This window comes from Blastococcus sp. PRF04-17 (assembly GCF_023016265.1).
Lineage (GTDB): Bacteria > Actinomycetota > Actinomycetes > Mycobacteriales > Geodermatophilaceae > Blastococcus_B.
In genome coordinates this window covers 3,387,268-3,400,466 of record NZ_CP095412.1, presented here as the reverse complement: position 1 = coordinate 3,400,466, position 13,199 = coordinate 3,387,268, and the positions used below count along the sequence as shown (strand labels likewise).

Genomic DNA, 13,199 nt, shown 5'->3' with positions numbered 1-13,199 from the left:
CCCGCCGGGTAGGGCGGCGGGCATGGCCGGAGCCCGCGACGACGTCACGATGACCTTCGGCGGCAACGCCACGATGCTGCTGCGCATCAGCGGGTTCACGCTGCTCACCGACCCGAGCTTCCTGCACCGGGGCGACCGGGCGTACCTCGGCAAGGGGCTGTGGACCAAGCGGCTGACCGACCCGGCGCTGCAGCCGACGCAGCTACCGCCGCTGGACGCGATCGTGCTCAGCCACATGCACGGCGACCACTGGGACGACATCGCCACCCGCCACCTGGACAAGGCCACGCCGGTCGTGACCACCCAGGAGGCCGCCCGACGGCTGGACCGGAAGGGGTTCGGCGCCACCGCCGACCTCGAGCCCTGGCAGCAGCACGTCCTCGGCGGCGACGGCGAGGAACTGCGGGTCACCGCAGTGCCCGGCGTGCACGGGCCGGGCCCCCTGGCGAGGGTGCTGCCGCCCGTCATGGGCAGCGTCCTGGAACTCGTGCGCGACGGGGCGGTCAGCTGGCGCGGCTACATCAGCGGCGACACCCTCTACCGGCCGTTCCTCGGCGAGGTGCTCGAGCGGTGCGGGCCGCTCGACGTCCTCATCCCGCACCTCGGCGGGACGAAGGCGCTCGGGCTGACCGTGACGATGGATGCCCGGCAGGGCGCCGACCTCGTCGAGCTGCTGAAGCCCCCGGTCACCGTGCCGGTCCACTTCGACGACTACGACCGGTTCAGGTCCCCGCTGGGCGACTTCCTCGCCGAGGTCGGCCGCCGGCAGCTGCCCGGAGAGCTGCGCACCGTCGGCCGCGGCGACACCGTCTCCCTGCGCGCGTGACGGAGTGGGAGGGGCGCGAAATCCGCGCCCTCCCACTCCGTGTCCGCTGGTCAGCCGCGCGCCAGCAGCTCGTCGAGCTTGGCGTAGCCCTCGTTGACGCCGACGTCCATGCCGCCGGCCAGGAAGCCGTCGCGGCCCTCGAACGAGTCGACCAGGGACGTCGCGGTCAGCCGGGTCCGGCCGTTCCCGAGGTCCTCGAGCACGAGCTTCTCCAGGGCGACGCCGTCGGGCATGCCCTCGAAGGTGAAGGTCTGCACGATCAGTTCGTCGGGCCGGACCTCGTGGAAGCAACCCCGGAAGCCGTACTCCTCGCCATCGCGCATCGCGACGTACCGCCAGGAGCCGCCGGTGCGGCAGTCCCACTCGTCGATCCGGTTCTCCATGCCGTTCGGGCCCATCCACTGCGCGACCAGATCCGGGTCGGTGTGCGCGCGGAAGACCTTCTCGGGCGGGGCGTCGAACTCCCGGGTGATCCGCACGATCGGCAGGTCGGGGTCGGCGACGATCCGGGTCTCGCGGGACGTGGTGCTGGTCATGACGGTGTTCCTTCCTGGGTCTTCGGTACGGGCGGAGCGTCGGGCTGTGGTTCGTCGGGCTGTGGTTCGTCGGGCTGTGGTTCGTCGGGCTGTGGTTCGTCGGGCTGTGGTTCGTCGGGCTGTGGTTCGTCGGGCTGTGGTTCGTCGGGCTGTGGTTCGTCGGGCTGTGGTTCGTCAGGCTGTGGTTCGTCAGGCATGGCCGCGAGGACGTCGTCCAGGCGGCGGTAGCGCGCCTCGGCGCGGCGGCGGTAGCGCTCGAGCCACTTGGTCATCAGGTCGAACACCTCCGCCTCCAGGTGCACGGGACGGCGCTGGGCATCCCGGCTCCTGGTCACCAGGCCGGCGTCCTCGAGCACCTTGAGGTGCTTGGACACCGCCTGGACGGTGACGTCGAACGGCGCGGCGAGCTCGCCCACCGTGGCGTCGCCGATCGACAGCCGCGCCACGATGTCGCGCCGGGTGGGGTCGGCGAGGGCCGAGAACACCCGGGAGAGCTGGTCCGCCACGTCGTCCTCCTCTTCAACCTCTCGGTTGAGGAAGACGGTAGACCCGTTGCGACCTGCCGTCAACCGACTGGTTGATAAACCTCGCGGGTGTGCTCAGCCGCGCGCCAGGCGAGCGGCTCGTGCGACGACCTCGGCCCGCAGCGCGTCGACGTCGACAGCCGTCGACCTGCCGGCCCGGACGACCTGCCGGCCCCCCACCCAGACGTCGGCGACGTGCCGCCCGCCGCCGGACCAGACCAGGTGGGCGAGCAGGTCCCGCGGGTCACCGACCGGCTCGAACGCCAGGTCGCGGGTGTCCACGTGGACCAGGTCGGCCCGCCGGCCGGCCTCGAGCACGCCGAGGTCGCGCCGGCCGATCGCCTCGGCCGCGCCGCCGGTGGCCAGCCAGAAGGCCTCGGCGGCCGGGAGCGCCGTGGCCGACCGGCCGGCCAGGCGGGCCAGCGCCGCGGCCAGCCGGACATCGGCGAGCAGGTCCAGCCCGTCGTTGGACGCCGGACCGTCGGTGCCCATGCCGACGCGGATGCCGCGGTCGAGCATGGCGCGCAGCGGCGCCACGCCACTGGCCAGCTTGGCGTTGCTGGCCGGGCAGTGGGCGACCGCGACGTCGTACTCCTGCCACAGGTCGAGGTCGGCGTCGTCCAGGTGCACGCAGTGCGCGGCGAGCACCCGCCCACCCAGCACGTCGTGCGCCGCCAGGAGGGCAGGCACCGACGAGCCGTGGGCGGCGAACAGCCCGGCGCCCTCCGTGGCGGTCTCCGCGACGTGCAGGTGCAGCAGCAGGTCGTGCTCCCGGGCCGCCTCCGCCGCCGCGCGCAGCACGGGCAGGGGCACCGTGTAGGCGGCGTGCGGGCCGATGCCGTACTCGACGGTGCCGTCGTCCGGTGCTCCGGTGGCCAGCGCGACGGCGCCGGCCAGCTGCTCGTCGAGGGGCGGCAGGCCCGGCAGCGGGATCAGCGGCGCCGCGATGACCGCGCGGGCCCCGGTGACGCCCACCGCGGCGGCGATCCGCTCGGGATGGAAGTACATCTCCACGCTGGTGGTCACGCCGTTGCCGAGCATCTCCGCCGACGCCGCGGTCATGGCCGTCTCGACGTCGTCCCCGGTCAGCCGCGCCTCCCGCGGCCACATGACCTCCCGCAGCCAGCGGTCCAGCGGCAGCCCCTCGCCCTGGCCGCGGAACAGCACCATCGGCGCGTGCGAGTGGGCGTTCACCAGCCCGGGCGTGAGCACCCCGGGCAGCTCCACCCGTTCGGCACCGCCGGCGTCGGGCGCCTCGGCGGCCGGTCCGGTCCAGCGGATCAGACCGCCCTCGACGTCCAGGACGCCGTCGGGCACGACGGTGCCGGCGCGGTCCCCGATCACGAGCGCACGGGCGGTGAACCGGAGTCGCATGGGAGCTCAACCTAACGGCGCACGCGGACAGGCCCCGGCGGCGCCCAGCCGCCGCCGTTACCGTGGGGCCCATGTCGCTCCTCGCCGCCGCAACCGACGAGGGCGGGATCACCGGCTTCCTGCTCGACCTCGTCGAGAAGCTCGGGCCGGTCGGGGTGGGTCTGGCCATCCTGGCCGAGACCGTGATCCCGCCCATCCCGAGCGAGGCGGTGCTGGGCCTGGCCGGGGTCCTCATCAACGACGGCCGGATGTCGATCGTCCCCGTCGTCCTGTTCGCCACCCTGGGCTCGCTCGTGGGCGCGACGTTCTTCTACTACGTCGGCCGGGCGCTGGGCCCGCGTCGCTCCCACGCCTTCCTCGACCGGCTCCCGCTGGTCGAGACCGAGGACGTCGACAAGACCTTCGCCTGGTTCGAGCGGCACGGGCGGTCGGCGGTCTTCTTCGGCCGCATGGTGCCGATCGTGCGCAGCTTCATCTCGGTGCCGGCCGGCGTCGTCCGCATGCCCTTCGGCCAGTTCCTGCTGTTCACCGCCGGCGGCAGCCTGATCTGGAACTCGGTGCTCATCGGTCTCGGCGTGGCGGCGGGCGACTTCGTCCGCGACAACCTGAAGTACCTCGACTACGTCGTGGTCGCCGCCGTCGTCCTCCTCGTCGGCTGGTTCGTCTACCGCAAGGCCTCCGGGAAGCTGGACCGCCCGCCGACGGCGGGAGCGAGCCTTCCGGCCGACGAGCGCGACCAGGCTTCGTGACACCGCGGCGTCTCCCCGAGGTCGTCGCGTTCGACGTCAACGAGACGCTGCTCGACCTCGCGCCGGTCCGGGCGGCCCTCGTGGAGGCGGGCGAGCCGGAGTCGGTGCTGGGCACCGTGTTCGCCCGCACGCTGCTCACCGGTTTCGCAGCCACCGTGGCCGGCACCTGGTGCCGGTTCCGCGACGCGTTCGACGCGGCCCTGGCCCAGGAGACCGACCTGCCGGCGGAACGGCGCGGACTCGTCGCCGACGCGTTCCGCGAACTCGTGCCGCATCCGGACGTCGAACCGGCGCTCCGCCGGCTGACCGCGGCCGGCATCCGGGTGGTCACGCTGTCGCACGGCTCGCCCGGTGTCACCGAGGCCGGCCTGGAGCGCGGCGGGGTCGCCGCCCTGGTCGAGCGGACGATGTCGAGCGAACTGGTCCGCGCCTGGAAGCCGGCACGCGAGGTGTACCTCTGGGCGGCGGGGAGCTGCTCGGTCGCACCGGAGCGCATGGCGTTGGTCGCCGCGCACGGCTGGGACGTCCTCGGCGCGCAGCGGGCCGGGCTGACCGGCGCCTGGTTCCCCCGCAGCGAGCGCACCTTCCCGGCGGTCTACGACCAGCCGCACGTCCGCGCCGATGACCTGGCCGGCGCCGTCGACGCCCTGCTCGCACTGCCGGCATGAGCACCGGCCTCGACATCCCCACCCCGCTCGGGCGGCGCGGGCGCACGTAACCGAACCCGAGGGCACGTCGCACGGCACCCTGCTGCTCGGCCACGGGGCCGGAGGCGGGATCGGCTCGCCGGACCTGGTCGCGGTGACGGCCGAGGCCGCTCGCGCCGGCTGGCGGGTGATCGGCGTCGAGCAACCCTGGCGGGTCGCGGGCCGGCGGATCGCGCCGGCGCCGCCCCGGCTGGACGAGGGGTGGCACGCGATCGTCGGCGGACTCCGAGCTCGCGGTCTGCTCACCGGCCCGCTGGTCCAGGGCGGTCGCAGCGCCGGTGCCCGGGTGGCCTGCCGGACGGCGGCCCAGCACGGCGCCGCCGGCGTGCTTGCGCTCGCCTTCCCGCTGCACCCACCGGGCCGGCCGGAGAAGAGCCGCGCCGACGAGCTGCTCGTGGTGGCGGCGCCGCTGGTCGTCGTCCAGGGCGAGACCGACTCCTTCGGCGGTCCGGCCGACGTCGCCGCCGTGCTCCGCGGCCGGGCGACGGCCTCGGTCTACGCCGTGCCCGGCGACCACTCGCTCAAGCGGAACGTCGACGTCGTCGCCGCGGCGGCCGTCACCTGGCTCGCCGCGCAGGCTGCCGCCTGACCGCCGCGGTCAGTGGGCGCGGCGCCGGCGCCGCCGGCGGATCAGCAGTGCGAGCAGGATCACCGCACCCGCCACCCCGGCGGCCGGCGCCGCGTAGCGGGCCATCGCGGCCCCGCCGGCCACCTCGAGCAGGTCGATCGGCTCCGGCTCCTCCTGCGGGCGGGTGCTCACCCGCGGCTCGTCCGACGGAACGCTGCGCACGGGTCCGCCCGTCGCGGCCTTGCGCGGCGGCGCGGTCGGCCCGCTCGGCGGCCTGCTGGGCGACTTGGGCGGGACGGCGATCGGGTCCGGCACGACCGCGGCCGGCGCCGCCTCGGTCGGCGCCGCCTTGGCGGGAGCCGCCTTCTTCGCCGGTGCCGCCTTCGCCGGGGCCGCCTTGGCCGGGGCCGCCTTGGCCGGGGTCGCCTTGGCCGGGGTCGCCTTGCCCGGGGCCGCCTTCTTCGCCGGGGCACTCGGGGCGCTGCTCGCGTCGGACACCGCATCCGTGGCCGCGGCGGCCGCCTTCTTCGTGGCCGCCGCCGCCTTCTTGACCGCCTTGCCGGCCGTGCCGTCTCCGGCCGCCTGCTCGGCGGAGGCCGCGATCTCCTCCACCGCACCGGTCGCCGTTGCGGCGGCCGTGGTCGCGGCCGTGGTCGCGGCGCTCTCCGCCCGCTGGGCGTCACCCTGGGCGTCGCCCTCACCCAGCTGCGCGGCCAGCTTGTCGGCGAACTGGCCGAGCAGCTTGTTGCCGACGTCGGTCATGACCCCGCGCCCGAACTGCGCCGGCCGGCCGGTGATGTTGAGGTCGGTCAGCACGTCGACGCGGGTGGTCGAGCCCTCGGCCCGGAGCTTCGCGGTGACCACGGCGGCCGCGGTGCCGTTCCCGCGCTGGTCCTTGCCGCGGGCGTCGATGACCGCCGTGTGGTTCGCCTCGTCCTTCTGGATGAACGACGCCTTGCCCTGGTAGGTCAGATTGATCGGCCCGAGCTTCACCTTGACGCGGCCGGTGAAGTCGTCGCCACTGACGGAGTCCAGGGCGGCACCGGGCATGCAGGGCGCGATCCGCTCGATGTCGAGGAGCACCCGCCATGCCTCGTCGACGGGGACGGGGACGATGAACGAGTTCTCCAGCTGCACGGTTCAACCTCCTGCGAGGACGGGGTCCTTGTGGAAGCTACAGCCCGGCGGCCGCCGTCACCGCCCGGCGGGTGAGGACGCGGGCCAGGTGTTCGCGGTAGTCGGCCTGCGCGTTGAGGTCGCTGCTGGGGCTCGTGTCCTCCGCCGCGCGCTCGGCCGCCGCGGCGACGGCCTCGGCCGTGGCGTCCGCGCCGGCCAGGGCCTCCTCCACGCCCCGCGCCCGCACCGGCGTCGGGCCCATGTTGGTGAGTCCGACGCGGGCCTCGGCGATCCGGCCGTCCTCCCGCCGGACCAGCGCGGCCACGGCCACGATCGACCACGCCTGCGCGACCCGGTTGAACTTCTCGTAGTGCATGCCCCAGCTCCCCTGCAGCTTGGGCAGCCGGATCTCCACGAGCAGCTCCCCCTCCTCCAGGGCGGTGGTCAGGTAGTCGACGAAGAACTCTGCCGCGGGCACCGTGCGCCGGCCGGTGAGGCCCGCGATGACGAACTCGGCGTCCAGTGCCAGGGCCACCGCCGGGAGGTCACCGGCGGGGTCGGCGTGCGCGAGCGCTCCCCCGAACGTGCCCCGGTGCCGCACCTGCCGGTCGGCCACGGTCTCGGTCGCCTGGGCCACGATCGGCGCGTACTGCGCGATCAGCGGGTCGGCGACGACGTCGGAGTGCGTCGTCATCGCGCCCACCACGATCGCGTCCCCGTCGTCCCGGACGCCGCGCAGCTCCGCGACGCGGGTGAGGTCGACCACCGTCTCCGGCGCGGCCAGCCGCAGCCGCATGACCGGGATCAGCGACTGCCCGCCGGCGAGGATCTTCACGTCCTCGCCGCCCGAGGCGACCGCCTGCAGTGCCTCGTCGACGGTCGTCGGGCGGGCGTAGTCGAACGGTGCGGGGATCACAGCGCGCCTCCAGGGGTCTCGTCGCCGGCCAGCGGCGTCGCGGCCGCGTCCACGCCCTGCGCAGTGGTCACCGCGGTCGCCCGGTCGGCGCCGTCCCCGCCCTGATGGATCGCCCGCCAGACGCGTTCGGGTGTCAGTGGCATCCGGATGTCGGACACGCCCAGGTGCCGGACGGCGTCCAGCACGGAGTTCACCACCGCGGGGGTGCTCGCGATGGCCCCGGCCTCGCCCACGCCCTTGGCGCCGATCGGGTTGCCCGGCGCCTCGTGCACGGTGTTGCCCGTGTCGAAGTGCGGCAGGTCGGCGGCCGAGGGCACCAGGTAGTCGACGAACGTCCCGGTGGTCAGGTTGCCGTCGGCGTCGTACACGGCCTCCTCGTACAGCGCCTGCCCGATGCCCTGGGCCAGCCCGCCGTGCACCTGTCCCTCCACGATGAGCGGGTTCACGATCTTGCCGACGTCGTCGACGCAGGCGTACTTGCGGATCTTCACCATGCCGGTCTCGGTGTCGACCTCCGTGGCGCAGATGTGCGTGCCGTGGGGATAGGAGAAGTTCACCGGGTCGAACGTGGCGTCGGCGTCGAGCGACGGTTCCACGCCCTCGGGGAAGTTGTGCGCCGCGAAGGTCGCCAGCGCCAGCTCCTGGATCGAGATGCCCGTGCCCGGCGTGCCGCGCACGGAGAAGCTGCCGCCCGAGAACTCCAGGTCGTCGGGGTTGGCCTCGAGCAGGTGCGCGGCGACCGTGCGGGCCTTGGCGACGACCTTCTGCGCCGCGTTGACCACGGCCGCGCCGCCGACGACGAGCGAGCGGGAGCCGTAGGTGTCCAGGCCACGCGAGGCGATGGAGGTGTCGCCGTGCAGCACCTCGACGTCCTCGAAGGGCACGCCGAGCTCGTCGGCGACCAGCTGGCTCCACGCCGTCTCGTGCCCCTGCCCGTGCGGAGTGGACCCGGTGACCACCTCGACCTTGCCGGTGGGCAGCATCCGGATGCTGGCGTGCTCCCAGCCGCCGGCGCCGTAGGCGAGCGACCCCAGGACCCGGGAGGGCGCGAGCCCGCACATCTCGGTGAACGTGGAGAACCCGATGCCCAACTGGACGGGGTCGCCGGACTCGCGGCGGCGCCGCTGCTCCTCCCGCAGCTCCTCGAAGCCGATGAGCTGCAGCGCCTGCTGCGTCGCGGCGTCGTAGTCGCCGCTGTCGTACTCCAGCCCGGCGGCCGTGGTGAACGGGAACTCCTCGGCCTTGATCCAGTTCTTCCGGCGCAGCTCCAGCGGATCCATGCCCAGCTCGAGGGCCAGCTCGTCCATGATCCGCTCGACCGCGAACGTGGCCTCGGGCCGACCGGCGCCGCGGTAGGCGTCGGTCGGTGTCTTGTTCGTGAAGATCCCCTGGCAGTCGAACCGGTAGGCCGGGAACTTGTAGATGCCCACGTACATGAACGCGCCCAGGATCGGGATGCCGGGGCTGACCAGGCGCAGGTAGGCGCCCATGTCGGAGAGGATCCGGCAGCGCAGGCCCTTGACGTTGCCCTCGCGGTCGCTCGCGATGTCGATGTACTGGATCTGGTCGCGGCCGTGGTGGGCACTCATCAGCGACTCGCTGCGGGTCTCGGTCCACTTGACCGGCTTCCCCATGCGCTTGGCGACGAGCAGCGTGATGACCTCCTCGGGCGTCACCTGGAGCTTGCCGCCGAACCCACCGCCCACATCCGGGGCGATGACGCGCAGCTTGTGCTCGGGCGTGCCGGTGATCATCGCGAGCATCAGCCGCAGGATGTGCGGCACCTGGGTCGAGGACCACATCGTGTAGTTGTCGCCCTGGGGCTGGACGACGGTGGCCCGCGGCTCCATGAAGGCCGGGATCAGCCGCTGCTGGACGAACCGGCGGCTCACGACGACGTCGGCCTCGGCGAAGGCCTGCTCGGTGTCGGCGCCGGTGCCGGCCTCGCCCGCGTCGAACACGAAGCGGAAGCTCTCGTTGGACTCCACGTGGTCGTGGCAGAGCGCCGGCTGGTGCCCGACGGCCTCCTCCATGTCGAGCACGGGGGGCAGCAGGTCGTAGTCGACGTCGACCAGTTCGACGGCGTCCTGGGCGGCGGCCTTGCTGCGGGCGACGATCACCGCCACCGCCTCGCCCACGTGGTTGACCTCCTCGACCGCGACCGAGGGGTGCCCGGGGTTGACCATGTCCGGCGTCACGGGCCAGGCACAGGGGATGGAGCCCTGTTCCTCGGCGAAGTCCCGACCGGTGAAGACGGCGAGCACGCCCGGCGCCTGCTGCGCGGCGCTGACGTCGATGCCGGTGATCTTCGCGTGGGCCACGGGGCTGCGGACGATCGCCAGGTGCAGCATGCCCGGCAGGACCAGGTTGTCGGTCCAGGTCGTTCGGCCGGTGATCAGTCGGGCGTCCTCCTTGCGACGACGCGCCTTGCCGATCTCGCGTTCCGGTGCCTGCGTGGCCGGTTCCTCGACGAGGGTCATGACTGGGCTCCCAGCGCCTCCGGCGCGGCCGCCGAGCCGTTCATCTCCGACGCGGCCTGCTGCACGGCCCGCACGATGTTCTGGTAGCCGGTGCAGCGGCAGAGGTTGCCCTCAATGCCCTCGCGGACCTCGTCCTCGGACGGGTTCGGGTTGTCCCTCAGCAGGTCGATCGAGGCCATGATCATGCCCGGCGTGCAGTAGCCGCACTGCAGCCCGTGCAACTCGTGGAAGGCCTTCTGCATCGGGTGCAGCCGGCCGTCGGTGCCGATGCCCTCGATCGTGGTGACCTCGCAGCCGTCGGCCTGGACGGCGAAGACGGTGCAGCTCTTCACGGCCTCGCCGTCGAGGTGGACCGTGCACGCGCCGCAGTTGCTGGTGTCGCAGCCGACCACGGTGCCGACCTTGCCGAGCTGCTCCCGCAGGTAGTGCACGAGCAGTGTCCTGGGTTCGACGTCATCGCTGTAGGACGCTCCGTCGACCCGCACGTTGATCGCGGTCACGAGACCTCCGCTCTGAGGTGTGGCCCCGGTCACCTCCGGGGGCGTAGCCGGAGTCTGGCGCCGTGGCGCACGTCCGTCCAGAGCGGGCGGTGACGGTGCCCTCGGGTGACCGGCCCGCACGGTCGTGCCGAGCCGAAAGTCCCTGTTCTGCGCGGTTTCCCGGGCAGGACGTCGTCCGCCCGCCGGTGGCCGGAACGTTGCACCGCCGTTGCAACGCGGGCGAGGGCCTCAGGCCGCGGTGGCCCGGTCCCCGGCCAGGACGGGCTGCTGACCGGCCCGGATCCGGGGGTCTCCGCCCGGAGGGCCCGGCGGCGCAGCACGGCGGAGAGGAGGAGGGGGACGACGCCGGCCGCGGCCAGACCGGCGCCGACCACGCTGGGGGCGCGATAGCCCAGCCCGGCCGCGATGACCAGGCCGCCCACCCACGCGCCGAGCGCGTTCGCCAGGTTCAGCGCCGAGTGGTTGAGCGCGGCACCGAGCATCTGGGCCTCGCCCGCGGTCTCCATCAGCCGCAGCTGCAGCAGGATCGCCAGCGTCGACCCGCTGATCGAGACCAGGAGGACGGCGACGACCAGGCCGGGCGCCCAGGGCGAGACCAGCGCGGTCACCGCGAGTACGGCCATCAGCGTGACCAGCGCACCGGCCAGGGACGGGAACAGCGCCCAGTCCCCCAGCCGGCCGGCCAGCGCCGTCCCCACGACTCCGCCGATGCCGTAGACGAACAGGATCACCGGCACGGTGCCGCGGGAGAGCTCGGCGACGTCGGTGACGAGGGGGGCGATGTAGCTGTAGAGGGCGAACATGCCCCCGAAGCCGACGATGCCGACACCGAGGGTCAACAGCACCTGCGGGCGGCGCAGCGCGCCCAGCTCACCGCGGACGGTGGCCTCCGGGCGGCCCGGCATCGAGGGGACGACGGCGAGGACGGCGGCCACCGTCGCCGCGGCGAGCACGGTGACCAGCCAGTAGGTCGAGCGCCAGCCGGTCGCCTGACCGAGCCAGGTGGCGGCCGGCACGCCGGCGACCAGGGCGACGGACAGGCCGAGCATCACCGAGCTCACGGCCCGGCCCCGCAGCCGTTCGGCGACCAGCGACGCGGCGACCAGGGAGGCGACGCCGAAGTAGGCGCCGTGGGGGAGCCCGGTCAGGAAGCGGGCGACCAGGAGGGTCCGGTACCCGGGCGCGACGGCGGTGAGGGCGTTGCCGACGAGGAAGGCACCCATCAGACCGACCAGCAGCGCGCGGCGGGGGAGGCGCGCGCTGCTCGCCGCGATGACCGGGGCGCCCACCACGACGCCGAGCGCGTAGGCGGAGATGACGTGCCCGGCCGACGGGATGTCGACCCCCACACCCTCGGCGATGTCGGGCAGGACACCCATCGTCACGAACTCGGTGGTGCCGATCGCGAAACCCCCGAGGGCGAGCGCGACGATCGCGATGACGACGCGGACGGTGCTCAGCGCGGGGATCGCGGGGGGTGGCGGAGCGACGGGCACTCAAGGAGCCAAGAACACGGCCCGGCCGTGCATTCCCGACGCGCCGGTCAGCGGGACCGTGAACTGCGCCGCAGCCGCAGCAGGTGTGCCGCGGCGGCCGCGCGGCGCGGCGACGTGGCCGGCAGCCAGTCCAGGCAGGCCTGCCAGACGGCGGCGTCGTCGCGCGCCTCGGGCAGCTGGGCGTAGCGGAGCAGGAGCTCGGGTCGCCGGCTGCGCAGCACGGCCTGGCGGAGCTGTGCGCCCACCCGCTCGCGGGCCGCCACGACGCCGGGCGCGCGGGAGCCGGGGAGGACGGCACCGGGGTACCGCTCGAGCGCCGAGCCCACCGAGCCGCCGGCGAGCAGCCGCCGGACCTGGTCGAGGTCGGTCTCGACGCGGGCGAGCAGCCGGTACGGGCGCGAGCCGACGAGGTCGGCGCCGATCAGCCGGCGCAGCCGGGAGAGCTCGGCGCGGATGGTCACGGCGGCGGCGTCACCGGGGTGGCACTCGGCGGCCAGCCGGGCGGTGGTCCGGCCCTCGCCGGCGGCGGCGGCCTCGGCGAGCAGGAGCAGGAGCTCCGAATGACGCAGGGACAGCTCCAGCGGCCCGCGGGGCAGGACCAGGCGTGCCCGCTCCCGTCCCAGCACCTCCAGCCGCGGGGCCGCCCGCTGCAGGGGAGGCAGCCGGCGCGACGCGTTCTGCAGCTGCTCGCGGTGCTGCCAGCGCAGCTCCGACTCGACGGCGGCCACGGTGGCCCGGACGAGGGTGAGCACGTGCGGGCTGGCGACGTGGTCGCCGCCGGTCACGTCGATGGCGCCGAGCAGCTGCCCGGTGAGGGGGTGGTGCACCGGAGCCGCCGAGCAGCTCCACGGCTGGACGGGACGGCGGTAGTGCTCGCTGCCGTAGAACTGCACCGCGTGGTCGATGGCCAGCGCCGTGCCCGGCGCGTTGGACCCGGCGACGTCCTCCGACCACCGCGAGCCCTCGACGAAGTTCATCCCGGCCGCCCGCGAGCGCAGCCTCGGGTCGCCCTCGACCCACAACATCCGCCCGCCCGCGTCGGTGACGGCGACGATCATCTCGCCGGCCTCGGCGTCCTGGACCAGCAGGCGCCGGATCACCGGCATGACCGACGCCAGGGGGTGCGCCTCCCGCCAGGCCAGCAGGTCGCCGTCCAGCAGCTCCACCGGCGGGGCGCCGCCGTCGGGGTCGACGCCTCCGCTCAGGCACCGGAGCCAGGACTCGCGGACGACGGAACGGACGGCCTCGTCGTGTGCCTGGCCGTCGGGGTCGGCGCCGGTGACCAACCGCTCGTGGGCAGCCCGCAGCCGCCGGGTGAGAGACCGGCTGGGCCGCCCGTGCGGCAGCGCCAGCCATGGGTTCACAGCCGGTGGCACGGAACGCTCCGCCAACAGTGGCTCATGTCAC

The 13,199-nt window shown here is 74.1% G+C and carries 13 protein-coding genes; 4 read left to right on the top strand and 9 right to left on the bottom strand.

Annotated elements, in window-relative coordinates:
* The first annotated feature begins 22 nt into the window (after positions 1 to 22).
* On the top strand, positions 23 to 826 hold the full coding sequence (locus MVA48_RS17150; protein ID WP_246981965.1) for an MBL fold metallo-hydrolase: 804 nt from the start codon (positions 23 to 25) through the stop codon (positions 824 to 826).
* A gap of 50 nt (positions 827 to 876) precedes the next feature.
* Here MVA48_RS17150 and MVA48_RS17145 read toward each other — a convergent pair whose 3' ends face one another.
* The 3 genes from MVA48_RS17145 to MVA48_RS17135 all read right to left on the bottom strand — a co-directional run bounded on the left by MVA48_RS17145 (position 877) and on the right by MVA48_RS17135 (position 3,260).
* A complete protein-coding gene (locus tag MVA48_RS17145) occupies positions 877 to 1,362 on the bottom strand; it encodes an SRPBCC family protein (RefSeq protein WP_246981964.1) in 486 nt (161 codons plus the stop codon).
* Complete coding sequence (locus tag MVA48_RS17140) at positions 1,359 to 1,868, bottom strand: ArsR/SmtB family transcription factor (RefSeq protein ID WP_246981963.1); 510 nt, start codon at positions 1,866 to 1,868, stop codon at positions 1,359 to 1,361. Before MVA48_RS17140 ends, MVA48_RS17145 begins: the two co-directional genes overlap by 4 nt.
* 93 nt (positions 1,869 to 1,961) lie before the next feature.
* On the bottom strand, positions 1,962 to 3,260 hold the full coding sequence (locus tag MVA48_RS17135) for an amidohydrolase family protein (protein ID WP_246981962.1): 1,299 nt from the start codon (positions 3,258 to 3,260) through the stop codon (positions 1,962 to 1,964).
* Positions 3,261 to 3,331: 71 nt separating this feature from the next.
* On the opposite strand from MVA48_RS17135, the gene MVA48_RS17130 reads away from it, so the two are divergent.
* The 3 genes from MVA48_RS17130 (at position 3,332) to MVA48_RS17120 (ending at position 5,305) form a co-directional block, all read left to right on the top strand.
* Entirely contained in the window at positions 3,332 to 4,009 is a 678-nt protein-coding gene (locus tag MVA48_RS17130; RefSeq protein ID WP_246981960.1) for a DedA family protein, read from the top strand.
* The gene (locus MVA48_RS17125) at positions 4,006 to 4,677 is read left to right on the top strand and encodes an HAD-IA family hydrolase (protein ID WP_246981958.1); all 672 of its coding nucleotides are present in this window, start codon (positions 4,006 to 4,008) and stop codon (positions 4,675 to 4,677) included. Before MVA48_RS17130 ends, MVA48_RS17125 begins: the two co-directional genes overlap by 4 nt.
* A 133-nt stretch (positions 4,678 to 4,810) precedes the next feature.
* Positions 4,811 to 5,305 (top strand): alpha/beta hydrolase family protein, encoded by a 495-nt coding sequence (locus MVA48_RS17120; RefSeq protein ID WP_246981956.1) that lies wholly within the window; start codon positions 4,811 to 4,813, stop codon positions 5,303 to 5,305.
* A gap of 9 nt (positions 5,306 to 5,314) precedes the next feature.
* On the opposite strand, the gene MVA48_RS17115 is transcribed toward MVA48_RS17120, so the two are convergent.
* From MVA48_RS17115 to MVA48_RS17090, 6 genes are read right to left on the bottom strand one after another with little or no spacing between them, the layout of a single operon-like run.
* Positions 5,315 to 6,421, bottom strand: coding sequence for an SRPBCC family protein (locus MVA48_RS17115; RefSeq protein ID WP_246981954.1), 1,107 nt, complete (start codon positions 6,419 to 6,421; stop codon positions 5,315 to 5,317).
* A 37-nt stretch (positions 6,422 to 6,458) separates the two neighbouring features.
* The gene (locus tag MVA48_RS17110) at positions 6,459 to 7,316 is read right to left on the bottom strand and encodes an FAD binding domain-containing protein (RefSeq protein ID WP_246981952.1); all 858 of its coding nucleotides are present in this window, start codon (positions 7,314 to 7,316) and stop codon (positions 6,459 to 6,461) included.
* Entirely contained in the window at positions 7,313 to 9,796 is a 2,484-nt protein-coding gene (locus MVA48_RS17105; protein ID WP_246981950.1) for a xanthine dehydrogenase family protein molybdopterin-binding subunit, read from the bottom strand. Before MVA48_RS17105 ends, MVA48_RS17110 begins: the two co-directional genes overlap by 4 nt.
* Positions 9,793 to 10,296: a (2Fe-2S)-binding protein gene (locus MVA48_RS17100; protein ID WP_246981948.1), complete on the bottom strand. Its 504-nt coding sequence runs from the start codon at positions 10,294 to 10,296 to the stop codon at positions 9,793 to 9,795. Before MVA48_RS17100 ends, MVA48_RS17105 begins: the two co-directional genes overlap by 4 nt.
* A gap of 29 nt (positions 10,297 to 10,325) precedes the next feature.
* The gene (locus MVA48_RS17095; RefSeq protein ID WP_246981946.1) at positions 10,326 to 11,792 is read right to left on the bottom strand and encodes an MFS transporter; all 1,467 of its coding nucleotides are present in this window, start codon (positions 11,790 to 11,792) and stop codon (positions 10,326 to 10,328) included.
* A gap of 47 nt (positions 11,793 to 11,839) precedes the next feature.
* Positions 11,840 to 13,168, bottom strand: coding sequence for a GAF domain-containing protein (locus MVA48_RS17090; protein ID WP_246981944.1), 1,329 nt, complete (start codon positions 13,166 to 13,168; stop codon positions 11,840 to 11,842).
* Positions 13,169 to 13,199 lie beyond the last annotated feature (31 nt).

Bases quoted from the DNA above. Each gene is read 5' to 3' on its own strand.
- MVA48_RS17105 (WP_246981950.1), bottom strand. From the start codon at position 9,796: ATGACCCTCGTCGAGGAACCGGCCACGCAGGCACCGGAACGCGAGATC.
- MVA48_RS17145 (WP_246981964.1), bottom strand. From the start codon at position 1,362: ATGACCAGCACCACGTCCCGCGAGACCCGGATCGTCGCCGACCCCGAC.
- MVA48_RS17150 (WP_246981965.1), top strand. From the start codon at position 23: ATGGCCGGAGCCCGCGACGACGTCACGATGACCTTCGGCGGCAACGCC.
- MVA48_RS17135 (WP_246981962.1), bottom strand. From the start codon at position 3,260: ATGCGACTCCGGTTCACCGCCCGTGCGCTCGTGATCGGGGACCGCGCC.
- MVA48_RS17130 (WP_246981960.1), top strand. From the start codon at position 3,332: ATGTCGCTCCTCGCCGCCGCAACCGACGAGGGCGGGATCACCGGCTTC.